Here is a 23,549-nt window from a genome sequence, read left to right on the forward strand (position 1 = left end):
TCCTGCGGAGGTTTCCTCTGGTGCTGAGGTTCGCCACCGATGCTGCCGGGCTAGACTCGGCCGGACCATGTCCAGAAGGACAGCCATCCCACAGATGCGGACATCGGATCGACTGGAGGGAGTGGGTCGGATGAGCCGGGGGCGGCCACACCGGGTTGGCGTGCTCGTCTTCGACGGGGTGCAGCTACTCGACGTCTCCGGACCGGTGGACGTCTTCACCGGAGCTACCCGGCGCGGCGCCGACTATGCGGTGGCCCTGCTCGGCTGGCGGTCGGATTCGGTGCGTACCGCGTCCGGGGTCCGCTTGTCCGCCGACACCACCGTGGCCGAGTCCACGCCGCTGGACACGCTCGTGCTGACCGGGGCCGAAGACCTGACCGCGCTGCCCGACGCCGAGGACCTACGTGCCCGATTGGGTCCATTGATCGGGCCGCCGACCCGGCTCGCCGCGGTCTGTACCGGCGCGTTCGTGCTGGCCCGGACCGGTTGGCTCGCCGGCCACCCGGCCACCACCCACTGGCGGCACGCCGGCCGCCTACAGGCCGAATTCCCGGAGATCGAGGTCCGGCCGGACGCCATCCACGTCCGCTCCGGCCGGTTCGCCACCAGCGCCGGGGTCACCGCCGGGATCGACCTCGCCCTCGCACTGGTCGAGGAGGACCACGGTGCCGACCTGGCCCGTGAGGTCGCCCGGGAACTCGTGGTGTTCATGCAGCGGCCGGGTGGGCAGTCCCAGTTCTCCGTCCGGCAGGACCTGCCGCCGACCCTCGACCAGCGGCTACGCCGGGTCGCCGACCGGGTCGCCACCGACCCGGCCCGGGCGTATCCGATTGAGGCGATGGCCCACGACGCGACGATGACGCCCCGCCACCTGCGCCGGCTCTTCCAACAGGAGTTCGGGCTCACCCCGGCGCGCTACCTGGAACTTGCCCGGGTCGAGGCGGCCCGCGCGCTGCTGGAGCGGGGCGGCACAGTCACCGAGGCGGCCCGGCTCAGTGGGTTCGGCAGCGACGAAACGCTGCGGCGGGCCTTCACCGCGTCGTACGGCATCCCGCCGTCGGTCTACCAGCGCCGGTTCCGGACCACAACAACCACCGCCTGGTGATTCCGTCGACCCGGGTCCCCGCTGGGTCGGGCCCGATCGGGTCGACCCACCGACGACCAGGCACTGGGCAGCCGGTCAACCCCGGCGGAACCGGTACGTACCAACAGCGACATCGTCGGGGCTAGGGACGCCATGGTCGGATGCGCGTTGTACGGCGACGGCGACTGGGAGGTGTCGCCGGTGCTCCACCTGACCCTGCTCGATCACCCTGACCACCAGGTGCAGCCACTTGCCTCGGGCGCCTCGCGAGGGTTTACGGTCAACTCGACGAAGATCGTGTAATCCCTGCATTCCGCCACGTGCGCGCCAGGCCACACCCGGCCCTGCCGATGAGCGGGGGTGTCACCGGCGGTCTGCTCGCCAGGGTTGCCGTCCTGGCGTAATGGTGTGCTGCTAGATCCTCGGGTTCGTGCGCGACACTAGCCTCGTGGATCAACAGCTGGAGGTGCTGTGGTCACGGCTTCTGCACCTGCGTTCGAGTGCGGCGGCGTTGGCGGTGGCGCCCGGTGCCCTTGTCGTAGCGGAGCGGCACTCGCGTCTGGTTCGCCTGGACCCCCAGACCGGAGCGCCGTTGTGGGAGCAGAACGTTGAGGACTGCTGGGGCACTACCGTCGTCGCGGGGGACCGCTGTCTCTATCTGAGTCAGGCGGGTGTCCTGCATTGCTTCGACATGCACAACGGGCAGCGGATGTGGTCGACACCGAGGCTGCACCTGCGCCACTACATCAGTGTTAGTGGATCCATTGTCTTCCTGGGCGGGTGGCGCGGCTACCGTCCGCTGATCCGGGTGGATCTGGCGAACGGCGAGCTTCTTCCGGGCCAGTTCCCGGGACCCACGTCGGACAGCAGCTTGGCCTGGCCGCTGCCCGTACGGTTGGACCCGGAGCGGGGCTGCACGGCCGATGCGATCCTCATCGCGACTGCCAAACAGGCGGCACTGCTGCTGTTGGACGCTCGGACCGGCGTTACCAAAGGTGAGTGGTCGCTGCCGGCGCCGGTGCGCTTTCCCGACTCCGGCATCGCCTTCAGCGCCAGCGAAGACGGCCGCGTCGTCTTTCTCAGCGGCAGGCGCACGGTCATGGCCCTGCATCCCGCCAGCGGCGTGGAGATCCTGTGGCGGCACGACCGCGACCTGCCATCGCTGCCACCGATCCTCACCGGTCGGACACTGTGGCTGGCCGAAGACACCGGCGTCACGATCATCGATCTCGACCGCGGTGCCCGGACAGAACTGATGCGCCTCCCAGCCGGTGCTACCCGTGAGGGTGTCCCCGTCTCCGGAGGTGCACTCTTCGCCCGCGCCGGTAACCAAGTCATCATGGTGAACCGGGCCGGAGAGATCACCGCTCGCGTGCGACTGCCAGCACGCATCGACCGGCTACTTCCCGACGGTCGATCCCTGGTACACGCCATCGGCAAAGGCCACCTCACCACGATCGACATCTCGACCACGCCGACGTGAGCACTCTCAGTTCTGAAATGCCGACGTTGTCCGGACCCCCGCCCTTGGTCGTGGTCGACGTCTGCGGTCCACGCTGGGCGCCTCCCGGTCCGCCGCGGTGTGCAGAGGGAAGTCACCCGGCCACTCCGAGTGGTTGTAGATGGCGCCGGTGATCAACGCCTTGACGAATGCCCGTGAGAACTCACGCAAGCAAGCTGCACTGTTTGGTTGGACGTTGGCGGCTGAGCAGGTCGGCGGGTTTGGCGAGGTCTCGCGGCGGGGCACCCTGGATTCGCGGTGCTGCCCGTCCGGGCCCCGTCAGGATCACACCCCCGGGAGACGAGATGGGCTGGCTACAGAGGCTGACCGGTCGGGCGGAGTCGGCTCAGCAGGACGTCGCGGAGCTGTTGAGCACCCCCGCCTGTTCCGGGTCACCTCCGAGACGGTGTCGCTCGACGATCGGGAGACGGTCCGACGGTGGCTGCGCGAGCTCGACCCGGATCTTCAGCAGCAGGTGCACATCCGCCGTCCGTGGGGTGCCATCGCCGCGGTCAGCGATCGCCGCGAGCCGGTGGGTGTGGTGACGACCGACAACGAGGGGCGCTCGTGGGGCGCCTACCTGCCGGGCGCGGACGACAGTGAGCAGTTGACGCCGCAGTAGGTTGAGGACGTCATGCTCGCCGCGCTGACGTCGACGGAACGGCCCGTCGGCCCCGACTGGCGACGGCTTGCGTGAACCGCCGGTGGCGCTGGCAGCGACGCCCGACCGGAGCAGGTGCGAGTGGGCTGCACTCAGCAGTGCAGCCTCGGCGCAAGGGCGTTCCGGCTCGTGGTAAGCGCCACTCCGAAGCGCGGGGATACAGCCATCGACACTCGCCTCAACCTACTACCCTCAGGACTTGTGATAACTGACCTGGCGGATGTCGTCGCGGCGTGCGGCTCTGCGATCGCGGTTGTCGTGACGGTCGTATTCGCGTTACGTCAGCTGCGCTCGGCGCAGACCGCCAACCAGACTCTCGTCGCGATTGAGCTGCTGACCCGAGACCGATCCAGTGACGAGTTTCTGCGCGCCGAGGACTTCGTCCTCAATGAGCTGACCGTCCGACACCCGCCACCCCATGTCAGCGTCAGCGACCTGCCGGCCGACGCCCGTCACCATGTGGTCCGGCTATCCCTGTACTACAACGGTCTGGGTCAGATGCTGGCTTTTGCGGCGGTCGATCCGAGGCTCCTCGTGGGTACGGTCAGCTACCGCTCTCGGCAAGCCTGGCGCGTCCTGGAGCCCTACATCCTCGCCGAGCGTGCCCAGCGCGGCGAGACGTACCTGTCCCACTTCGAGCACCTTGTCCACATGGCCACGCACAACCCGTGGGCGGTGGCTGTACGCAAGTTCAACCTGAAGCGCTTCGACAGTTATCCCGCCGAGCTCGGATTGAACGACGTTTCGAGGAAAGCCTTGTCGCGCCAGCACGAGATTGCATGATCGTGACAAATGGGCGCCTTGAACTGCGCCCAACGGCATCGAACGTTCCTCAACTGCACCACCCCTGCCTGCGGCTCCACGTTCATCCAGGTCAGAGCGGGCGCTGGCAGCCGCGCGAAGGCAGGTGCGGCGGCTGATCGCGACGCTGCGGATTGCTGCCGGCCAGCCGTTCACCGTCGTAGGTCAGGGGTAGTTGACGCCGCTCAGGTCCGCGGCTGCCGCCCACAGCCGCGTGCCGACGGCCGGATCGTGTCATCCGCCGCTGGCCGTTGCTGCCTCGGCGTCTGAGGTCAGTTGCCGTCAAGTCCTTGTCGGTCGCGGCCCGGCCGGATGTGCACGCTCTCGCCCTGTTCGCTGATCAGGCCGGCGTCGTGTCCGGACCGGCTCGGCCAATCCACCCACCCCTCACTCTCAAGGGCTGATGATCGCGGGCTCGTGCTGGCGGGCGACCAGGAGCGGGAGCGTTCGTTGAGCATCTGCGGACTGACCGTTCCGGTAACGAGCTTCGGCGTCGCCCTGCGGGTGGCGGAATCCTGGACACTCGCCGACGGCGTCCTTCTTGCGGTGGCCACGTCGGACTACCCGGACCGGGTGGTCGCACGGCCGACGACGCCGGTCGGGGCGCCCGGACGAGCAATTGGAGGCGATGGCAAGTGAAGCCCGGCAGCGACTTGTCCGTCCACCTGCCGCTGGCCGCCAGCTCCGCCGGCGAACCACCGACCTTTGGAGCGCCGCCGCCCGCAGCGGCGGTAACGACATCCTGCTCGATGCCCTGCTGCTGCGCCTGCACACACCGAAACGGACGCCCGGAAGCCCTCACCGAACCATGAAATGGATCGCCTGCTGGAGTATTAGGCACATCGATTACAGCGCCCGGGTTCATTCAAAATCCCGGATACAGTGGGGTCATCGGAGCATCTGCGGCGATGAACGAAGCGCCCGTCGGTCTGACTTGCCCGTGGTATGACTCTTCCGGGAGCCGGTAGTCCGGACGGGTGAAGAAACGGGTTGGAATGAAGACGGAGAAGCGCCCCGGGCTGGTCCGCGATCTTGGCCAGCCGAAGCAGGCCACCTACGTCGAATTGTTCTTCGATGTGATTTACATTTTCATCCTTTTCCGGCTCTCTCAGACCCTGCTCAGCCGGCTGGACTGGACCGGCGCTTACCAGACGCTGATCCTGCTGTTGGCAGTGTGGTGGGTCTGGTCGTACACCAACCTGGTGACCGACACCCTGGACTCACGGCTGATCCATATCCAGTTGCTGGTAATCGCCACCATGTTCGGTGGCCTCCTAATCTCCACGACTATCCCGGAGGCGTTCGAACAGCGCGGACTACTCTTCGCGATCGCATACGTCGCGATCAACCTGGGCCGCAGTTCCCTGCTGGCCATCGCTCTGCGCCGGGATCCGCTCGGCTGTCGACCGCTGCGCGCAGTTCCCTGGTTCGTGGTCTCGGCGGTGCCCTGGTTCGCCGGCGCACTGGTCGATGAGACAGCCCGGGTGGCGCTATGGAGCCTGGCCATCGCAATCGACTACCTGGCCGCGCTCTCCGGATGGCCGACGCCGAAGCTCGGTCGCACGAACCCCTCAGAGTGGAATCTGGCCAGCGAACATCTCGCCGAGCGCTACCGGCAGTTCATCATCATCGGGCTCGGTGAGACGGTCATCACCACCGGGCGAACATTCCACGCCAGCGAATTCAGCCTCCACCGAGGTGCGGCGTTCACGGTGGCTTTCGTTACCACCGTGCTGCTCTACTTCACCTACTTCTACCGCACCCGCGAAAAGCTCGGCACGGCCTTCTCCCATGCGCACGAGCCGGGCTTTCGAAACAGAGAATCCGCCTTCGCCCATCTGCTCATGGTGGCCGGCATCGTCGCCATCACCGTCTCCGACGAGATGGCGATCGTGCACGCGACCGCTGCGGCCCCGGCGTCCTGGCTGGTCATCATCCTGAGCGGACCGGCGCTCTTCCTCGCCGGACACGCACTACTCGGGCGGCACGCGTTCACCCGCGTGTCCATGCCTCGGCTGATCGGGCTAGGCGCGCTCATCGCCATCGGCCCGCCCCTGGTCGGGCAACCCGTACTGGTGCCCGCTGCGGCAGCCGCCGTCGTGCTCGCAGGGATCGTCGGGTTCGACCTACTGCGCGGCGGGCGGGAGGTGGGCGATCAATCCTTGCCCCCGCGGCTCTGAACCCGCCCACCCCAGCTCAGCCGCAAGCCTTCACTCAGCTAACGATCTTGTCCGCAATTGAATGGATCCTCCCCTGGAAGATGCGTCATCGCCAGACCCATTCCGGATGTCGACAGGGCTAATGTGAGGAGGGTGAGTGCCCGGGGCGAGTCAGCGCAGGCCGCCGTTCTGGACGGAGCCGCAGCGTCGGCACCGCGCCGATGGCCCCATCAGCGGGTGCGAATCGCCCCCAAAGCCCTGATTGTGCCGGATCTTGCGTTATTGATGTTCGTCGAAGGCGCGGCAGCCCGGTCGCGAAGCATCGCCGCTGTACCTCGCCGGAGTTCCATCGGGTCGGTGACATGAATGGCGGGCCGGGAACGGTTGTCGCCGCTGCTGCAGGCCGTCGTCGGCATCGGAAGCGACCTCGACCTGCGCAGCACACTGTCGCGGATCGTCCTGGCAGCCTGTCAGGTAGCGGGCGCCCGTTATGGTGCCCTGGGCGTCATCGGACCTGACCGCAACCTCGTCGAGTTCATCACCGACGGAATGACCGTCACCGAGCAAGACCATATTGGTGACCTTCCCACCGGCCGTGGCGTGCTGGGTCTGCTCATTGACGAGCCCATGCCGATCCGGTTGCAGGACATCAGTAACCATCCCCGTTCGCTGGGCTTCCCGCCCGGCCATCCGGTGATGCGCTCCTTTCTCGGGGTTCCGGTCCGCATCCGCGACCAGCTGTACGGCAACCTCTACCTGACGGAGAAACGCGGTGCCGCCGAGTTCAGCGACGCCGACGAGGAGATCGTCATCGCCCTCGCCGCCGCGGCCGGGATCGCTCTCGACAACGCCCGGCTCTACGCGGCGGCGGGCCGGCGCCAACGCTGGCTCCAGGCGACTGCGGAGATCACCGACACCCTCGTCGGCCAGGTCGATCGCACCGATGTGCTGCGGCTGGTGGTGGACCACGCCCGCGAGGTCGCCGACGCCGCGCTCGTCGCGATCCTGCTCCACAACGAGACGACCGGTGAGCTGCGCCTCGAGGTCACCGCACCGCCGAACGCGGCGCTGGACCGGGCGTCGATCCCGCTCGACGGCACGCCGTTCGAGCAGATCATTGCCGCCGGCGGCCATGTCCTGATCGACAATCTGGACGCCGCTGCGGTCTGGCCCGCACCGTTGCCGACAGGACCGGCGCTGCTGGCGCCCTTGGCGATGACCGGAGCGGTGCAGGGGGTGCTCGTGGTGATCCTGCCGACGAGCAGCGTGGGCTTCGACAGTGAGTCCGACATCAACATGATCACCACGTTCGCCTCCCAGGCCGCCCTCGCCGTCGAGCGGGCACGGGTGCAGGAGGAACGCGAGATGATGGTGGTGCTCGCCGATCGAGAGCGCATCGCACGGGACCTGCACGACGTGGTGATCCAGCGGTTGTTCGCCACCGGTCTCGGATTGCAGGGGCTGACGCGCCGAGCCGAGCCTACCGACGTCCGGGAGCGCCTGGACCAGTCCATCGACGAACTCGATGCGACCATCCGCGATATCCGCAACGCCATCTTCGGCCTGCACAAGCCAGCCCCCGGATCGGTGCGCGCCGCGCTGACGGCGGCCGCCGACGATGCTACGAAGAGTTTGGGTTTCCGACCGCACCTGACCATCACCGGGGCTGTTGACCTCGCGGTCCCAGATTCGCTGCGCGCCGACCTGATCGCGGTCCTGGGGGAAGCGCTTTCGAACATCGTTCAGCACGCCCGCGCAACAACTGTCACGATCGCTGTCGCAGTTGACGCAGGTCGCCTCATTTTGCGGGTGGCCGATGACGGCGTCGGCATCGGCGCGGCGGCGGGCGGCAACGGGCTCGGCAATCTCCGCAGCCGCGCCGAGGAAGGCGGCGGCACCTTCGTCATCACCGACGTCCACCCCCATGGCGCCATGCTGGTGTGGGACGTACCCCTCAAGGGCTGACCGCTCCGCCAATCCTCCACCGCCTCCCGGAGTCCCGGTCCTACCAGGTCTTTCCGCACTTCGCGCACCTGCTGCCGTCCGCGATCCTGGAGACACGGCCACCCATCGCCCGGTCGAGGCCGGCAATGCCGGCCGCAGACAGGAGGCCATCGATGGCAGAGTCCACGGGGCAGGTCGTGGTCGGCGTCGACGCCCCCACCACCGCCGTCATCGCCGCCGGAGCCCGAGAGGCCACCCGGCTCCACCTCGGCCGGCTGCTGGTCCATCCGCTCCCGGCATCGCCACCATGGTTGGTCAGCCTCGTGCCACCGCGTGCCGGCGGTGCGCCGTAGTTGGCCCAACGCCTGCTCGATCACCTGGTCGAGAAAACAGCGGCTGTCCACCGGCATCGTCGTGCACGGCATCCTGAGCAGCGGCAGCCCGACGGGCGCGCTGCTCGCCGGCTCCGCCAAGGCAGCGCTCATTCTGGTCGCGGCCGACGCCCGGATCCGGTACGGCGGCTTACTCGCCGGGCCCGGGTCCGTTGGCCCTGAGTCTGCGCGGCAGATCGGGCTGTACTGAAGTCCGATGAGAGGCACTGCCATGACAAGTGCCACCGTATCGAGATGGCTGCCGGCTGGCCTGGCACCGCTGGAGATATCGGCACTGTCGCAGCTGCCGAACACCGTGCGGATCGAAGAGCACGTCGACGACAAGAGGTACGCGCCGCGGGCCGAGGTCCCTGGTTGTGACCCGGTGAACGACATCACCGTGACTTATCACGATGGCGCGCTGCGGTTGCAGGTCCGTCGCGGCGGCGCCCGTAAGGACAAGGCACACACCGAGTTCGCCTACGGCGCCTTCGATCGCACGGTGCGGTTGTCGCACGGGATCGACGAGCAGAGCATCCGGGCGTCGTACCTCAACCGGATCCTGGAGATTCACGCGAAGGTGACCGCGCCGCAGCAGCACCGCGCCATCCCGATCACGGTCGGCAACGGGGCGCCAGCTACCAAGCCCGATCAGCGGGAGCTGCCCCGCATCAGGTTCGTGGCGAGGACCGCCGCCTGGGTGCGCCGTTCGAGGCCGAGTTTCGTCAGGACGCTCGAGACATAGTTCTTCACCGTCTTGTCGGCCAAGAACATCTCCTGCGCGATTTCCTTGTTCGTCATACCCTGCGCGATGTGCCGGAGGATCTTCAGTTCCTGGTCGGTCAGCGACTTGAGCTCATCGGGCGTCTCCACACCATCGCGGATGCGCGACAGAACTCTGGCGGTGACCGCCGGATCGAGCAGCGACTGCCCGGCGGCAACCCGGCGCACCGCGTCAAGCAGATCGATACCACGAATCTGCTTCAACACATAGCCGGCGGCCCCGGCCATGATGGCCGCGAAGAGCGCCTCGTCATCGTCGTACGACGTCAGGATCAGGCCGTGAATGCTGGGGTCGATGGCGCGTACGTCCCGGCAGACGTCGATCCCGTTGCCGTCAGGCAGGCGGGCGTCGAGGATCGCCACGTCCGGCCGCAGCGCCGGTATGCGATGCAGAGCCTCGACCGCTGATCCGGATTCCCCGACGACCTCGATGTCGCCGTCCTGAGTCAGCAGCTCGCAGATGCCGCGACGGACAACCTCATGGTCATCGAGCAGAAAGACACGAATCATCTTTCCGTTGTACTCCTTGGCGGCCTGGTTGAGCAGGGCCCAACGACCCTTCCTGGCAGTTCCGCATTGAGACACACGAAGGTTTCAGGTCTTATGGTCCTGCACGTCCGCTCCCTTCCGGTGCACGCTGCCATCTACGGCGTCGGCCGCCAGCGACAACTCACGCTCGCCGGCCGGCGGTAGCCGTCCTCGTCGAGGCCCAAACGGGTTCTCGACCGGAGCGCCGCAGCACGGCCGATGAGCTGCCTATCCTGGGATCCAGCGTTCGGCACGTGCCAACGCGGGTACAACGGCCCCCACCGGCAGGGCCCACCGCCTCTGTCCCGCGCAGCAGTGCAGGCGCACGCTAGCCATATGCAGACCGACAGCGACACGGCGATCACGGCAGTCACCAGCGAACGGGTGTTTCGCACCACTGGCGCCGCGCCGTCGATCGTCGACACCCAGCCGTGGCGCGGCGACGTCGACGCGTCAGGTCTGCGCCTGTACGCAGACCGCGAGGCGTTCCGGGTCGGGCGCACGCCCGCCGGGCAGCCGGCAATCGCACCCTGGCGCACCGGCGACAGCATCCCGCTGCGCCCGTGAACGTCGACCAGGCAGGAACCCTCATGTCCCAGATTCCGCTCATCGTGGCAGGGCTGGACGGCTCACCGTCCAGCATGGCGGCCGCCGAGTACGCCGCCACCCTGGCGCTCCGCCGGGGAGCCGAGCTGCGGCTGGTGTCGGGTTACCTCACCCCGTTCTCCGGTTTCGGACCGACCATGATGTCCGACCCCTACCTGGGCAGCGTGGATCAGGGCGAGGAGGAGGCCGGCAACGTGCAGCTGCGCGACACCTCTGAGCGGCTGCACAAGCAGCACCCGGAGTTGGGGGAGGTGCAGTGCCAGCGGATCGCCGGCGGCGCCGCGTCGGTGCTCATTGAGCAGTCGCGTACCGCTGCGGTGACCGTGGTGGGCGCCCGTGGCGTCGGCGGCTTCGCCGAACTGCTGCTCGGCTCCGTCTCCGTGCAGCTCGCCGCGCACGCCCATGGCCCGGTCATCGTGGTCCGGCCCCCGGTCGCGGACACCGTCATCGAGCGTGGCCCCGAGCAGCCGGACCTGCCGGTGCCTGCCCTCGGTCCGGTGCTGGTCGGCATCGACGGTTCACCGGCCGCGGACGCGGCCCGGGACTTCGCGGCCACCGAAGCCGACAAGCGACAGGTGCCGCTGATCATGGCGCATGTCTACTGGCCCGGCCCGTGGGAGCGCTTCGCCGGCAACGATGTCGACGCGCAGGCCGCCGCGGAGCGCGCCGCCGAGCAGGAAGCTCAGCAGGTCCTCGCCGACGCGGCCGCGACCGTGCAGGCCAGCCACCCGTGTGTGGACGTGCAGTCCCGGCCGATCCGCAGCCTCAACGCCGGGCACAGCATGGTCGACGCGTCCCGTGACGTGGCGTTGACCGTCGTCGGCTGCCGTGGCCACGGTGGTTTCGCCGGGCTGATGCTCGGCTCGGTCAGCGGCGCGCTCGTCCACTACGCCTACGGACCGGTTGCCGTCATCCACGCCGGCACGCACTGAACACCAGATCGCCGCTGCACGCAGACGGCCCCGGTTCCCGGAGCCAGCAAGGGGAAACCCATCATGACCATCACCATCTGGATCATCGTCGCGACGCTGGCAGTGCTGCTGGTGCTGTCTCTCAAGGTCGTCAAGCAGTACGAGCAGGGGGTGCTGTTCCGGCTCGGCCGGGTCGTCGGCGTCAAGAAGGCAGGGCTGACCGCGATCATCCCGTTCGTCGACGTGCTGCACCGGGTCAGCCTGCGCATCATCACGATGCCGATCCAGTCGCAGGGCATCATCACCCGTGACAACGTGAGCGTCGACGTCTCCGCCGTCGCGTACTACCGCGTCACCAACGCGGTCAAGTCGGTGGTGGCGATCGAGAACGTCGAAGCCGCCATCAACCAGATCGCCCAGACCACCCTGCGCAAGGTCGTTGGCCAGCACACCCTCGACGAGACGCTGTCCGAGACCGACCGCATCAACCTCAACATCCGCGAGATCCTCGACGTCGCCACCGAAGAATGGGGCGTCGCTGTCACCCTGGTCGAACTCAAGGACATCCAACTGCCCGAGACCATGAAACGGGCGATGGCCCGCCAGGCCGAAGCCGAGCGGGAGAAGCGCGCGAAGATCATCGCCGCGGAGGGTGAGGCGCTTGCCGCCGACGCCCTCGGCACCGCCGCGGACATCATGATGGCCCACCCGCTGGCCCTGCAGCTCCGCAACCTGCAGAGCCTCGTCGAGCTCGGCGTCGACAAGAACTCCACAGTCGTCTTCCCCGCCCCGCTGATGTCCACCATCGGTGAGCTGGGCGCGTTCCTGGCCCGGGAGAACGCGGCCGCCGCCGTAACCGCGCCGAACGTGACAGCCCCGTCAGTTCCTGACAGGCCGCTGCCTGCTCAGCCCGCACCCAACGGCAAGGCCCAGCTCGCCAGCGCCACGCCATAGAAGATCGAGCGTCTGGTCGCCGTCCCGTGTAAGGACCGACGGCGGCCGGGCCCAATCAGCCGACCCATCGGGCGCACGCCCGGCGGGACACCGCACCAAAGCCCAAGAAGGAACGTGAGTGCGATGGTCGACATCGCCCGGAACCACAACGCCGCAACCCCCACCGCCGACGGGCCCACGATGCCACCGACGGCGCCCCTGGCCGTCGCCGTACCTGACATTGCGGTCCGCCGGCCCGCCGACGACCGGCACTCCGAAGAAGCCGACGCCCGGGCCACCGGTCGTGACTCGTCAGCAGCACTGCCCGGCACCGAGAGCCGCTCCGCCGTCGCGGCCCGTTATCTGCTGGCGGGCATCCGGATCGCGCTGGGCTGGGTATTCCTCTGGGCCTTCCTGGACAAGCTGTTCGGGTGGGGATTCGCCACCCCGTCGGCGCGGTCCTGGCTCAACGGCGGTAGCCCCACCGCGGGCTTCCTCGGCGGCTCCGAGGGCCCGTTCAGTGGCTTCTTCACTGCCATCGCCGGCAACGCCGTCACCAACGTGCTGTTCATGGGTGCGCTGCTAGCCGTCGGCACGGCGCTGATCCTCGGCATCGGGATGCGGCTCGCCGCTATCGGCGGGGCGATCCTGGTCGTCATGATGTGGGCGGCGGTGCTGCCGCCGTCGAGCAACCCGTTCATGGACGACCACCTCATTTACGCGGCCATCCTGATCGTGCTGGCCCTGCTCGGCGCCGGGAACACTCTGGGCTTCGGCAAGGTGTGGTCGTCCACCCCGCTGGTCCGTAACGCCGCCTGGCTCAAGTAGTCAGATCCGCTGCGGGTCACCCGCTGATGTCGTGGTGGTCCGCAGCGCCCGGCCTCCGGTGCCCGGCGGCAACGCTTCGGCGGAGGCTCACAGTGTTGCTCCGGCCCGGGTGACTGATCAGGCCCGACGTAGCGGGGCTACCCCGCGTGCGGTTACGTAGCCGCGACCTCGCCATGGGGTACGGCAGCCGCCGGCCTACCAGTTCAAGGGAAGGGTTGTCAGCCATGAGGGTTCTCGTCGCCGCCGCAAGCAAGCATGGAGCCACTGCAGAGATCGCGGCTCACATCGCGACCGCCCTACGGGGCGGATTGCCGTCCGGTTCCGTCGTCGATGTCGCCGCTGCGGCGGAGGTCACGGACGCGACTTCCTACGACGCACTGGTGCTGGGGAGCGCGGTCTATATGGGACGTTGGTTGGAAGAGGCCCGCAGCGCGGCGGAGCGGATCACGTCGAACCCACCGCATTCGGTGTGGCTGTTCTCCAGCGGCCCGATCGGTGATCCGCCCAAGCCCGTTGGGGCGCCGGCCGAGGTCAGTGGCATCGTCGCGTCCGTGCACGCACGCGATCATCGCGTCTTCGCCGGTCGCCTCGACCGCCACCGCCTCGGCCTCGCGGAGAAGGCCATGGTCATGGCCTTACATGTCGCGGTCGGCGACTTCCGGGACTGGTCGGAGATCGACACCTGGGCTGGCCAGATCGCCGCTGAACTGCGACAGCCCGTCGCCGGGTAAGCCCTCCGACACCTGAGCATTCCTGCCGCAAAGAAACACCCCGTTTATCGCATGCGCCTGGTCAACGGCGCGTGTTGCGGATGTCGCTCTGGACCCCCGGTGGCGCTCCGCCCACCACCGTCGTTACGGGCTGTCAGGCGCGAAAGCAAGTCCATCAGCGGGACGGACGGCAGCGTTCAGCGCCCCCGTCGGTGCGCGAGCAGCAGACGTCAGGGCCAAAAGCCTTGGAGGGCCGCGGGACCGGTCAAACGTCCGGGTCTTGTGGCCCTGTCCGACATACCGCCTCCCGGGGCACGGTTGAGTCGCGCACGACGGTCGAGCCGAGCTTGAAACGTTCCGGCATCGAGGTGAGACAGGAGGCGGCGACGTGGGGACAGGCGCAGAGCGGATGACCGTCGTGGGGATCTCTCCCGGCGCGATCGCGGGGGACAGGGCCCGGACATCCCGGAGCTTGCTGCGATGACTGCGGTTGCCGAGGCCGCACCCGATGATGTGGGCGACCTGACCGGACCAGAGTCCCGCGTCCGCACCCGGTTGTACGAGAACAGCGTCTGCGTCGCGCGGGACTTTCCGGTCGCTGAGATCTCCGCTCATCTCACCGACCCGACGTCCGTGGTGTGGCTCGATCTGTGTCGGCCCACCGCTGGTGACTTCGAGATGGTGGACACCCAGTTCGGGTTGCACGAGCTCGCCATCGAGGACGCCCTCCAGGAGTCGCAGCGCCCGAAGCTTGACCGGTACGCCACGCACCTGTTCGTCAGTGCTTACGCGGTCAAGATCGAGTCACCGGGGATCCGGCTGCGTACCAGTGAGATAGCCGTGTTCTTGACCGATCAGGCACTGATCACCGTGCGCAAGGACGAGGGCTTCGACATGGCGCCGGTCCTCGCCCGCTGGGACTCCTCGGCCGATCTCGCGAGTCACGGCGTCGCCTTCCTGCTCCACGGCCTGCTCGACCATATCGTCGACGGGCACTTCCGCGCGGTCGAGCAGCTCGACGAGGGCATCGAGCGGCTGGAGGAGCTGTTGTTCGGCGAGCGCCGGGCGCAGATCCAGGCCGTACAGCGGCGCTCCTTCGAGCTGCGTCGCGACCTTGTTGTGCTGCGGCGGGTCGTGCTGCCGATGCGGGAGGTCCTCAACAGTCTGCTGCGTCGGGACCTGCATGTCGTGGACGAGGTGATGACGCCGTACTACCAGGACGTCTACGACCACGTCTTGCGGGTCACCGAGTGGACCGAGTCTCTGCGTGACCTCGTCGCGACGACGGTCGAAACGAACCTGACGATCCAGGCCAACCAGATGAATCTGATCATGAAGAAGGTGACCAGCTGGGCTGCGATCATCGCCGTCCCGACTGCCGTCACCGGCTTCTACGGCCAGAACCTGCCGTACCCCGGATTCGGCTCCCAGTGGGGAGTGCTGGCCTCCACCGCCTTGATCGCGGCGCTTTCCGCAGGCCTCTATGGGGTCTTCAAGCGCAAGGACTGGCTGTAGCGCTCGGCCGGCCGGCCTCATCGCCCTTGACCGCGGGACTGTACGAAGGGCTGCTCGCCTGCGTGATTGTCAACAACGCTGCCCTGAGCGGTTGAAGGGGAGCCATGGTGATATCCGGTCCGCAGACGTTCATCGCACAGAGCCGAGTTGGGTCCGCATCATTGGTTGGGACGGAAGACTGGATGGCTTGGGGTCGGTTCGCGCGGGCTTTCGGCCGACAACGCGGCGGCGCGGCTGAGCCGCGGTGGGCCCGAACGGTCGGTAGCCCGTGGTCCGTCGGTGCTTCGCCGGTTCGCGGCCCCCTTGGCTCGGACGTGCTGCCCGCTCTCGCTCTGGGCACGCTGCAACCCGAGCCTGGCACGCGGACCCGCGCTGAATGATCGAGGAGCGTCCGACGCGCGCCTGAATTCGCGTCCGCGATGCGCCGCCGTAGCGACATGTCCGTCACCTGATCCAGACCTCGGTAGCGGCCTGAGAAGACAGGCCCGGCTTAAGGGGCCTTCTGGCCCTGACCATTTGCCGGTGGCGAGCGCAGGCTGAGCCCATCGGCGAACGTGTCGCATCCGTCTCCCGCGAGAGCAGCGCGGCGCTCACGTCCCTGCTGCCCCGATCAGCCGCGGCGAGAGTGCCGGCGGCCATTGGCAGCGTTGGCCGCGACGGGATTCTGATGGATGTGCGCCTCGCGCTCTCGGCGGACGGTCGTCATGCACGTGAACGGCAATCTTCCACTACCGATAGGAAAGGCGGCGGTCCTGATGACCGCGACCCGCACCTCAGCTCTGGACACCGCATCCACTTTCAAGGTGGCGGCGGGCGAGCCGTTGGGTTCCGACGAGCTGCAGCGTATCGACGCGTACTGGCGGGCGGCGAACTACCTGTCGGTTGGGCAGATTTACCTGATGGGCAACCCGCTGCTGCGCGAGCCGCTGCAACCGGCGCAGGTCAAACCGCGACTGCTCGGGCACTGGGGCACCACTCCCGGCCTGAACCTGCTCTACGCCCACCTGTCACGGATCATCGCCGCACGCGGCCGTGAGGTCATCTACGTGACCGGGCCGGGCCACGGCGGCCCCGGCCTGGTGGCGAACACCTGGTTGGAAGGCACCTACTCGGAGATCTACCCGCGAATATCGCAGGACGCGGTCGGTATGCAGCGGTTGTTCACTCAGTTCTCCTTTCCCGGTGGCGTTCCGTCGCATGTCGCGCCGGAGACGCCTGGGTCGATTCACGAGGGCGGTGAGTTGGGTTACTCGCTGTCGCATGCCTACGGTGCCGCCCTGGACAACCCTGACCTGGTCGTGGCGTGTGTCATCGGCGACGGTGAGGCCGAGACCGGCCCGCTGGCCGCATCGTGGCACTCGAACAAGTTCCTCGACCCGGTCGGTGACGGTGCCGTGCTGCCGATCCTGCATCTCAACGGCTACAAGATCGCCAACCCGACGGTCCTGGCCCGTATCGGCGACGACGAACTCAGCAAGCTTCTCGAGGGGTACGGCCACAAGCCGTACCTCGTCGCCGGCGACGATCCCACCGCCGTCCACCAGCTCCTCGCGGCCACCCTCGACGTCGCCTTCGACGAGATCACCGAGATTCAGCGGGCCGCGCGTGAGGATGGGGTCACCGGCCGGCCCCTCTGGCCGATGATTGTGCTGCGTACCCCCAAGGGGTGGACCGGCCCGAAGGTCGTCGGCGGGCTGCAGGTGGAGGGGACGTGGCGTGCCCACCAGGTCCCGCTGACGGCGGCCCGCGACGACGCCGCTCACCTCGACTCCCTCACAGCATGGATGCGTTCCTACCGTCCGGAGGAGCTGTTCGACGCCGACGGCGCACCGCAGTCCTGGGTCGTCGACTGGCTGCCCCGGGGTGAGTTGCGCATGTCGGCGAACCCGCACACCAACGGCGGCCGGTTTCCCCGGGACCTTGAGCTACCGGACTTTCGTGACTACGCGGTCAAGGCCGGTGAGATCGCCGAGGCGACGCGGGTGCTGGGCGGTTGGTTGCGCGACGTCATGGCAGCCAACGTGGAGTACCGCAACTTCCGTCTCGTCGGCCCGGACGAGACCGAGTCGAACCGGCTCGGCGCGGTCCTCGACACCACCGGCAAGGCGTGGCAGGCCAGGGTCGACGACGTGGACCAGCACCTGGACCGGCACGGCCGGGTCATGGAGATCCTCTCCGAGACCACCTGCCAGGGCTGGCTGGAGGGCTACCTGCTCACCGGCCGGCACGGGTTGTTCTCCTGCTACGAAGCCTTCATCCACATCGTCGACTCGATGTTCAACCAGCACGCGAAATGGCTCAAGACCACCCGGCACCTCGGCTGGCGTAAACCTGTGCCGTCGCTGAACTACCTGCTCACCTCGCACGTCTGGCGCCAGGACCACAACGGCACCTCCCACCAGGACCCCGGCTTCATCGACCACGTCGTCAACAAGAAGGCCGAAGTCGTCCGGGTCTACCTGCCACCGGACGTCAACACCCTGCTCTCGGTGGCCGATCACTGCCTGCGCAGCCGTGACTACGTCAACGTCATCGTCGCCGGGAAGCAACCCGCCCCCACCTGGCTGGACATGGACGAGGCCGCCCTGCACTGCGCCCGCGGCCTCGGCATCTGGGACTGGGCGAGCAACGACGTCGGCGACCCCGACGTGGTTCTCGCCGCTGCCGGGGACGTGCCGACCTACGAGATCCTCGCCGCGACCGACCTGCTTCGCCACCACCTGCCCGACCTCAGGGTGCGGGTCGTCAACGTCGTCGACCTGATGCGCCTCCAGCCCGACTCCGAGCACCCGCACGGTTTGCCGGACCCGGAGTTCGACGCCATCTTCACCACCGACCGGCCGGTCATCTTGGCCTACCACGGCTACCCGTGGTTGATCCACCGGCTGACCTACCGGCGCACCAACCACCACAATCTGCACGTGCGCGGCTACAAGGAAGAGGGCACCACGACGACACCGTTCGACATGCTCGTCGTCAACGACATGGATCGTTTCCATCTCGTCATGGACGTCATCGATCGGGTTCCCGGCCTCGGCCGCAAGGCAGCCGTCCTGCGTCAGCAGATGGTCGACAAACGCGCCGAGCACCGCGCCTACGTGCGGCGTACCGGCGAGGACCTGCCCGAGATCCGTGACTGGGCCTGGCTGCGCACGCCCTGACCGGCCCGGATGTCCAGTCAGGCAGAAGGAGATCTGACCATGAGCACTGACGCTATCCGCGCCGCCGACACCCGCGCCGAGGCCCGGGCGCTGTCCGCCGCCGCCGCGACGGCAGGCCACGCCCCGTCGATCCACAACACCCAACCCTGGCGGTGGGGTGTGACCGGCAACGAGCTGGACCTCTACCTCGATCACAGCCGGGGCCTCGAGATCACTGACCCCGACTCCCGCCTCGCCGTCCTGAGCTGCGGCGCCGCGCTGCACCATGCTCTGGTCAGCCTCGCCGCAGCCGGCTGGCACACGCGCGTCGCCCGGATGCCGAGCCCCGCGCACCCCGGTCACCTCGCGCAGGTACACATCGACCACCGAATCCCGGTCACCCCGGCTGCGGTACGCCACCTGCAAACCATCGCTCTACGGCACACCGACCGCAGGCCCGTCGTGAGTGACCCGGTCGCTGCCGACAAGCTGCACGCCATCGTCACGGCCGCCGAATCCGCCGGCGCTCATCTGCACCTGCTCCAACCAGACCAGGTGTACGACCTGGCCACCGCCGTCGATCACGCTCAACGCACCGAATCCGGCGAGGCCGCCTGGCAGGCCGAGGTGACCTACTGGACCGGCGGCACCCGACCCCTGGGCAGTGGTGTCCCGGACGCGGCCATCCCCGACCGCGCCCCGCAGACACCGGTGCCCGGTCGCGACTTCGGTCATCACGGCGACCTGCCCATCTCCGAGGCGCACGAGAACACCGCCACCTTCGCGATCCTCTACGCGCCTGAGGACGGCCAACTCGACTGGCTCCGTGCCGGCGAGACGCTCTCCGCCGTCTGGCTGAGCGCCACCGAACTCGGGATATCCGTCCTGCCGTTGAGCGCCGCGATCGAAGTGGCCGTCACCCGTGAGCACCTGCGGCGCCTGTTGGCCGACCTCGGGAACCCGCAGCTCGTGCTGCGCTTCACCACCGCAGACCCGGCCGGCACCGCCGCACCGCATACCCCGCGAATCCCCGCCGATCAGGTCATCGAGCGGGCCTGACCAGCCGTCACGCGCAACTGGCCCGGCGAAGCTGTCACCACGATCGAAGAAGGCGGCGAACCACAATGACCGTTTCGACAGCGCAGGTCGTACCGGATGTGGGCTTGGAGCCCCGGCCGGACGGCGATCTGCGCACCGCCTCGGCCGATGTCGGTGGCCTGTCGTCGGGCGACGCCGCGGCGCGGTTAGCGCGTGACGGCGGCAATGTGCTGCCGACGCCGCGACCCACACCGCTGTGGCGAAGGATCGTCACGCAGCTGCGCGACCCGCTGGTGCTGGTCCTGCTCGCCGCGGCAGGGTTCACCCTGGCGACTGCCGACTTCACCGACGCGGCCGTCATCCTGCTGGTCATCGCCGTCAACACCACGGTCGGGGTGCTCCAGGAAATCAAGGCGGAGCGGGCCATCACCGCCCTGTCCGCCCTGACCGCCCCGGCGGCCCGCGTGGTCCGCGACGGTAGGCAACGCGAAGTGCCCGCAGCGGACCTCGTCACGGACGACCTGCTGATCCTGGCCGAAGGCGACGTCGTACCCGCGGACGCCCGCCTCGTGGAGTCGGTCGCGCTGCTCGTCGACGAGGCGGCGCTGACCGGAGAATCCGCCCCCGTCGACAAATCCCTCGCCGCCACCGGCGCGGACTCGCCGCCAGCCGCGTCAGCAGTCGTATCGGCCGGCACGGTCGTCGTCCGGGGCCGCGGACGCGCCGTCATCACCGCGACCGGCGCGGCCAGCGCGATGGGCCGCATCGCGGCCATGATGGTCACCAGCCCTGGCCTGACGCCCCTGCAGCGTCGCCTGGCCGGCGTGGGCCGCCAACTCGCTGTCGGCGCGCTGTTGCTCTGCGGGCTGGTCCTGGCCCTCGGCCTGCTGCGCGGACAACCGCTCCAGCTGATGATCGTCACCGCGATCAGCCTGGTGGTGGCCGCCGTACCGGAGTCACTACCGGCCGTGGTCACCCTCAGCCTGGCACTGGGCGCACGCCGGATGACCGCCCGCCACGCCGTGATCCGCAGGCTGCCGGCGGTGGAGACCCTCGGATCGGTGACGATCCTGGCCACCGACAAAACCGGCACCCTCACCGAAGGCACCATGGTCGTCCGGCAGCTGTGGACCCCACAGGGGGACGCCTCGGTCAGCGGTTCCGGCTTCGCTCCGGACGGGCAGATCCACCGCGACGGCGAGAACATCGTCGCCGACCACGCCGGCGACCGGGCTTCCGACCTCCTGGAGCTGATGCGGGCGGCCGTGCTCTGCAGCGATGCGTCGCTGCGAGCGCCCGGCCCCGACAACGACGACTGGATGGCCGTCGGTGATCCCACCGAGGCCGCCTTACTGACCGCCGGCGGCAAGCTCGGCATCGACGCCGACGCACTGCACCAAACGTCGCCCCGGCATGGTGAGGCGCCATTCGACAGCGACCGCAAACGGATGAGCACCGCGCACCAGATAGCCGACGGCCAGATACGGATCATCTGCAAGGGTGCCCCGGAGTCGCTGCTGCAGCCGGCGATCATCACCGACCACCCCGACGTGCTGCGTCAGGCCACCGACCGCGCCGACACCCTCGCCCGAGAGGGATACCGGGTCCTCGCCGTGGCCCAGGCCGAACGCGACACGGTGCCCTGCGACGCCGCAGGCTACGAGCACAGCCTGCGACTACTGGGCCTCGTGGCGATCCTCGACCCGCCGCGCGCGTCCGCCGCAACCACCATCGCCGCATGCCGCGACGCCGGCATCACCCCGGTCCTCATCACCGGCGACCACCCCGCCACCGCCACCGCGATCGCCACCGAACTGCACATCATCGACGCCGGCGAGACGGCGGTCGACTGTCGTACCACCGATCCCGGCCCGGCAGCCACCCACGGCGTGCGGGTCTTCGCCCGCGCCACCCCGCAGCAGAAGGTTGCCATCATCGACGCCCTGCGTGCCGCCGGCGAGGTCGTCGCGATGACCGGCGACGGAGTCAACGACGGCCCGGCACTGCATCGCGCCGACATCGGCGTGGCCATGGGCAAGCGCGGCACCGAAGTCGCCCGCCAAGCAGCCGACCTGGTCCTCGCCGACGACGAACTCGCCACCGTCGTCGCCGCCGCAAAGGAGGGCCGCCGTGTCTATGCCAACATCCGCAGGTTCCTGCTCTACGCCCTGTCCGGCGGCGCCGCCGAGATCGCCGTGATGCTCATCGGGCCGTTCGTCGGCCTGCCCCTGCCTCTGCTCCCGGCCCAGATCCTCTGGATCAACCTGCTCACCCACGGCCTGCCCGGCCTGGCCATGAGCAGCGAACCCGCCGACCCCGACGCCATGCGCAAGCCCCCACGGCCGCCGGCCGAAACCGTCCTCGGCGCCGGCCTGTGGCAACGCGTCCTGCGCGTCGCGGCGGTCATCGCGGCCGTCACCATCGGCGTCGGCGTGTGGGCGCACACCACCGACCGGCCGTGGCAGACCCTGACATTCCTCGCTCTGGGCCTCACCCAACTCGCCGTGGCTCTAGGGTCGCGCGCCCGCCCCGGCACCACGGCCAACCCCATGCTGTTTGTCGCCGTCGGCGCCGCTCTGCTGCTGCAACTCGCCGCCATCTACGCTCCGCCGCTGCGCGAACTGCTCGGCACCGAACCGGTCACCGTCACCGACCTGCTGATCGTCACGGCCGTGTCCGCCCTGGGCTACGCCGCCATCCGCCTCGACCGCCGCATCCACTCGACCCGTCACCACCAGCGGAGGCTGGTAGACCCACCCGGAGTCGACCTGAGTCGATTGGGCGGTTGACGAGAATCCGTACGACGAGACTGAAAGGACCTGTCATGCAGAAGTCCTCCCTGACGGCACTGGCCCGTCTCGTGATTCCGCGTCTACTCTGCTGATCCCGGGCACGGCCGACATTCGGCACCTAGACGAGGACCTGTCCGCGAGCGCGATCACCCTGGACCGGCGAGACCATGGCCGCGCTCGACGTGATCCCGACGCCCGGACACACCGCACCGGGCCGGTGACCTCCCGGAGCCCTCGGTCGCACCTTGGGGCGCCAGCTTCAAGACCACGAAGTCGATCATGATCTTCAGGGCTTCGCTCGCGGTCCGCGCCCCTGCGGCGGTCAGGCGGAGGCCCGGCTTCATGAGAATCCGGGCCGCCCGCCGGGCGTACGCCCGTTGACCAAGCCGCTTACTCCGGCAGGCGGATTACCGGTGAAGTCAGGCGAAGAGGTTGCCGGTGATGTCGGCGTAGAAGTCGGCGGGATCGCGGGAGAGGGAGGCCTTGACGTTGGCGGTGGGCTTGTCAGCGATGACTTCGATCTTGCCTGCTTCCAGTCCGTCGAGGGCCTGGGCAACCACCTCGTGGGGCGCGAGCTTGGGGATGTCGACGCCAGCCATCATGTCCGTGTCGGCGATCGCCAGCGCCAGGGCGGTGACCAGAGTCTTCTGGTCGGCCAACTCGAGTCGGATGCCGTTCGTCAGGGACCACTCCGCGGCCTTGGAGGCGGCGTAGCCGTTGCTGCCGGGGCTGAAGGTGTACCAGCTCAGCGCCGAGATGACGTTGAGGATGGCGCCACCGGCCAGCCTGGGCGCGAAGGCGCGGGTGACGTTGAGAGTGCCCCAGAAGTTGGTGTCGAGGTCGCGGCGGATGTTCTCCGTGGAGGGGCCGAGCAGCGGGGCTTCGGTGGAGGTGCCGGCGTTGTTGATGAGGATGTCGAGGTCAGCCACCTTGCCTGCGGCGGCCTCGATGGACGCGGGATCCGTGATGTCCAGCTGGAGCGCGGTGGCACCGGGGATGTCGATGCTTTCCAGGCGACGGGCGGTCGCATAGACGGTGGCGCCCCGGGCGAGGAGGGCCTCGGCGAAGGCCTTGCCGAGGCCGCGGTTAGCTCCGGTCACGAGAGCTGTTGAGCCGTTGATTTGCATATCACCACGCTAAAACCTCACGTTGACGTCAGGGGCAAACTTGTGCGAGGTGAATCACGCTCGCCCGTGTCCACGGCGCTCGGCTCAGCGTGACCCGGGTGCGGGCGGTAACGCCCA

Annotated in this window: 21 protein-coding genes; 19 read left to right on the forward strand and 2 right to left on the reverse strand. The window is 68.4% G+C overall.

Going from position 1 to position 23,549, the window contains the following annotated elements; translation table 11 throughout:
* Positions 1 to 130: 130 nt before the first annotated feature.
* From ACIBD9_RS17855 to ACIBD9_RS17900, 10 genes are all read left to right on the forward strand, one after another.
* Positions 131 to 1,105, forward strand: a complete 975-nt coding sequence (locus ACIBD9_RS17855) for a GlxA family transcriptional regulator (protein WP_396718904.1) — start codon at positions 131 to 133, stop codon at positions 1,103 to 1,105.
* A gap of 427 nt (positions 1,106 to 1,532) precedes the next feature.
* Positions 1,533 to 2,567: a PQQ-binding-like beta-propeller repeat protein gene (locus tag ACIBD9_RS17860; RefSeq protein ID WP_396718906.1), complete on the forward strand. Its 1,035-nt coding sequence runs from the start codon at positions 1,533 to 1,535 to the stop codon at positions 2,565 to 2,567.
* A gap of 424 nt (positions 2,568 to 2,991) precedes the next feature.
* Positions 2,992 to 3,207 carry a hypothetical protein gene (locus tag ACIBD9_RS17865; protein WP_396718908.1) on the forward strand — a complete coding sequence of 72 codons (216 nt, stop codon included), beginning with the start codon at positions 2,992 to 2,994 and terminating at the stop codon, positions 3,205 to 3,207.
* Positions 3,208 to 3,447: 240 nt separating this feature from the next.
* The gene (locus ACIBD9_RS17870; RefSeq protein WP_396718910.1) at positions 3,448 to 4,029 is read left to right on the forward strand and encodes a hypothetical protein; all 582 of its coding nucleotides are present in this window, start codon (positions 3,448 to 3,450) and stop codon (positions 4,027 to 4,029) included.
* 435 nt (positions 4,030 to 4,464) lie between these two features.
* On the forward strand, positions 4,465 to 4,686 hold the full coding sequence (locus ACIBD9_RS17875) for a hypothetical protein (RefSeq protein ID WP_396718912.1): 222 nt from the start codon (positions 4,465 to 4,467) through the stop codon (positions 4,684 to 4,686).
* Positions 4,687 to 5,042: 356 nt separating this feature from the next.
* Positions 5,043 to 6,227: a low temperature requirement protein A gene (locus ACIBD9_RS17880; protein ID WP_396718914.1), complete on the forward strand. Its 1,185-nt coding sequence runs from the start codon at positions 5,043 to 5,045 to the stop codon at positions 6,225 to 6,227.
* A 345-nt stretch (positions 6,228 to 6,572) separates the two neighbouring features.
* Positions 6,573 to 8,171: a GAF domain-containing protein gene (locus ACIBD9_RS17885; protein ID WP_396718916.1), complete on the forward strand. Its 1,599-nt coding sequence runs from the start codon at positions 6,573 to 6,575 to the stop codon at positions 8,169 to 8,171.
* A gap of 152 nt (positions 8,172 to 8,323) precedes the next feature.
* Complete coding sequence (locus ACIBD9_RS17890) at positions 8,324 to 8,503, forward strand: hypothetical protein (RefSeq protein ID WP_396718918.1); 180 nt, start codon at positions 8,324 to 8,326, stop codon at positions 8,501 to 8,503.
* On the forward strand, positions 8,484 to 8,732 hold the full coding sequence (locus tag ACIBD9_RS17895) for a hypothetical protein (protein ID WP_396718920.1): 249 nt from the start codon (positions 8,484 to 8,486) through the stop codon (positions 8,730 to 8,732). The genes ACIBD9_RS17890 and ACIBD9_RS17895 overlap by 20 nt, the downstream gene beginning before the upstream one ends.
* 21 nt (positions 8,733 to 8,753) lie before the next feature.
* Entirely contained in the window at positions 8,754 to 9,266 is a 513-nt protein-coding gene (locus tag ACIBD9_RS17900) for an Hsp20/alpha crystallin family protein (protein WP_396718922.1), read from the forward strand.
* Here ACIBD9_RS17900 and ACIBD9_RS17905 read toward each other — a convergent pair.
* Positions 9,173 to 9,814 (reverse strand): response regulator, encoded by a 642-nt coding sequence (locus ACIBD9_RS17905; protein ID WP_396718924.1) that lies wholly within the window; start codon positions 9,812 to 9,814, stop codon positions 9,173 to 9,175. The two genes, ACIBD9_RS17900 and ACIBD9_RS17905, sit on opposite strands and share 94 nt — an antisense overlap.
* Positions 9,815 to 10,168: 354 nt before the next feature.
* Between ACIBD9_RS17905 and ACIBD9_RS17910 the strand changes: the two genes are divergently transcribed.
* The 9 genes from ACIBD9_RS17910 to ACIBD9_RS17950 all read left to right on the forward strand — a co-directional run bounded on the left by ACIBD9_RS17910 (position 10,169) and on the right by ACIBD9_RS17950 (position 22,302).
* A complete protein-coding gene (locus tag ACIBD9_RS17910; protein ID WP_396718926.1) occupies positions 10,169 to 10,399 on the forward strand; it encodes a hypothetical protein in 231 nt (76 codons plus the stop codon).
* A 23-nt stretch (positions 10,400 to 10,422) separates the two neighbouring features.
* Positions 10,423 to 11,370 (forward strand): universal stress protein, encoded by a 948-nt coding sequence (locus tag ACIBD9_RS17915; RefSeq protein ID WP_396718928.1) that lies wholly within the window; start codon positions 10,423 to 10,425, stop codon positions 11,368 to 11,370.
* 63 nt (positions 11,371 to 11,433) lie between these two features.
* On the forward strand, positions 11,434 to 12,303 hold the full coding sequence (locus tag ACIBD9_RS17920) for a slipin family protein (RefSeq protein WP_396718930.1): 870 nt from the start codon (positions 11,434 to 11,436) through the stop codon (positions 12,301 to 12,303).
* A gap of 123 nt (positions 12,304 to 12,426) precedes the next feature.
* The gene (locus ACIBD9_RS17925; RefSeq protein ID WP_396719197.1) at positions 12,427 to 13,110 is read left to right on the forward strand and encodes a DoxX family protein; all 684 of its coding nucleotides are present in this window, start codon (positions 12,427 to 12,429) and stop codon (positions 13,108 to 13,110) included.
* A gap of 224 nt (positions 13,111 to 13,334) precedes the next feature.
* Complete coding sequence (locus tag ACIBD9_RS17930; RefSeq protein WP_396718932.1) at positions 13,335 to 13,841, forward strand: flavodoxin domain-containing protein; 507 nt, start codon at positions 13,335 to 13,337, stop codon at positions 13,839 to 13,841.
* Between the two features lie 459 nt (positions 13,842 to 14,300).
* On the forward strand, positions 14,301 to 15,335 hold the full coding sequence (locus ACIBD9_RS17935; protein WP_396718934.1) for a magnesium transporter CorA family protein: 1,035 nt from the start codon (positions 14,301 to 14,303) through the stop codon (positions 15,333 to 15,335).
* Positions 15,336 to 16,090: 755 nt separating this feature from the next.
* Positions 16,091 to 18,496, forward strand: coding sequence for a phosphoketolase (locus ACIBD9_RS17940; RefSeq protein ID WP_396718936.1), 2,406 nt, complete (start codon positions 16,091 to 16,093; stop codon positions 18,494 to 18,496).
* A 39-nt stretch (positions 18,497 to 18,535) separates the two neighbouring features.
* Complete coding sequence (locus ACIBD9_RS17945; RefSeq protein WP_396718938.1) at positions 18,536 to 19,534, forward strand: Acg family FMN-binding oxidoreductase; 999 nt, start codon at positions 18,536 to 18,538, stop codon at positions 19,532 to 19,534.
* Positions 19,535 to 19,599: 65 nt separating this feature from the next.
* Entirely contained in the window at positions 19,600 to 22,302 is a 2,703-nt protein-coding gene (locus tag ACIBD9_RS17950; RefSeq protein ID WP_396718940.1) for a cation-translocating P-type ATPase, read from the forward strand.
* A gap of 422 nt (positions 22,303 to 22,724) precedes the next feature.
* On the opposite strand, the gene ACIBD9_RS17955 is transcribed toward ACIBD9_RS17950, so the two are convergent.
* On the reverse strand, positions 22,725 to 23,432 hold the full coding sequence (locus ACIBD9_RS17955; protein WP_396718942.1) for an SDR family oxidoreductase: 708 nt from the start codon (positions 23,430 to 23,432) through the stop codon (positions 22,725 to 22,727).
* Positions 23,433 to 23,549: the final 117 nt, after the last annotated feature.

It is taken from the genome of Micromonospora sp. NPDC050784 (genome assembly GCF_044456765.1).
GTDB classification, from domain to species: domain Bacteria; phylum Actinomycetota; class Actinomycetes; order Mycobacteriales; family Micromonosporaceae; genus Micromonospora; species Micromonospora foliorum.

Coding starts and splice junctions, on each gene's coding strand:
- ACIBD9_RS17855 (WP_396718904.1), top strand. CDS start 131: ATGAGCCGGGGGCGGCCACACCGGGTTGGCGTGCTCGTCTTCGACGGG.
- ACIBD9_RS17880 (WP_396718914.1), top strand. CDS start 5,043: ATGAAGACGGAGAAGCGCCCCGGGCTGGTCCGCGATCTTGGCCAGCCG.
- ACIBD9_RS17885 (WP_396718916.1), top strand. CDS start 6,573: ATGGCGGGCCGGGAACGGTTGTCGCCGCTGCTGCAGGCCGTCGTCGGC.
- ACIBD9_RS17890 (WP_396718918.1), top strand. CDS start 8,324: ATGGCAGAGTCCACGGGGCAGGTCGTGGTCGGCGTCGACGCCCCCACC.
- ACIBD9_RS17900 (WP_396718922.1), top strand. CDS start 8,754: ATGACAAGTGCCACCGTATCGAGATGGCTGCCGGCTGGCCTGGCACCG.
- ACIBD9_RS17905 (WP_396718924.1), bottom strand. CDS start 9,814: ATGATTCGTGTCTTTCTGCTCGATGACCATGAGGTTGTCCGTCGCGGC.
- ACIBD9_RS17910 (WP_396718926.1), top strand. CDS start 10,169: ATGCAGACCGACAGCGACACGGCGATCACGGCAGTCACCAGCGAACGG.
- ACIBD9_RS17915 (WP_396718928.1), top strand. CDS start 10,423: ATGTCCCAGATTCCGCTCATCGTGGCAGGGCTGGACGGCTCACCGTCC.
- ACIBD9_RS17920 (WP_396718930.1), top strand. CDS start 11,434: ATGACCATCACCATCTGGATCATCGTCGCGACGCTGGCAGTGCTGCTG.
- ACIBD9_RS17925 (WP_396719197.1), top strand. CDS start 12,427: ATGGTCGACATCGCCCGGAACCACAACGCCGCAACCCCCACCGCCGAC.
- ACIBD9_RS17930 (WP_396718932.1), top strand. CDS start 13,335: ATGAGGGTTCTCGTCGCCGCCGCAAGCAAGCATGGAGCCACTGCAGAG.
- ACIBD9_RS17935 (WP_396718934.1), top strand. CDS start 14,301: ATGACTGCGGTTGCCGAGGCCGCACCCGATGATGTGGGCGACCTGACC.
- ACIBD9_RS17940 (WP_396718936.1), top strand. CDS start 16,091: ATGACCGCGACCCGCACCTCAGCTCTGGACACCGCATCCACTTTCAAG.
- ACIBD9_RS17945 (WP_396718938.1), top strand. CDS start 18,536: ATGAGCACTGACGCTATCCGCGCCGCCGACACCCGCGCCGAGGCCCGG.
- ACIBD9_RS17950 (WP_396718940.1), top strand. CDS start 19,600: ATGACCGTTTCGACAGCGCAGGTCGTACCGGATGTGGGCTTGGAGCCC.
- ACIBD9_RS17955 (WP_396718942.1), bottom strand. CDS start 23,432: ATGCAAATCAACGGCTCAACAGCTCTCGTGACCGGAGCTAACCGCGGC.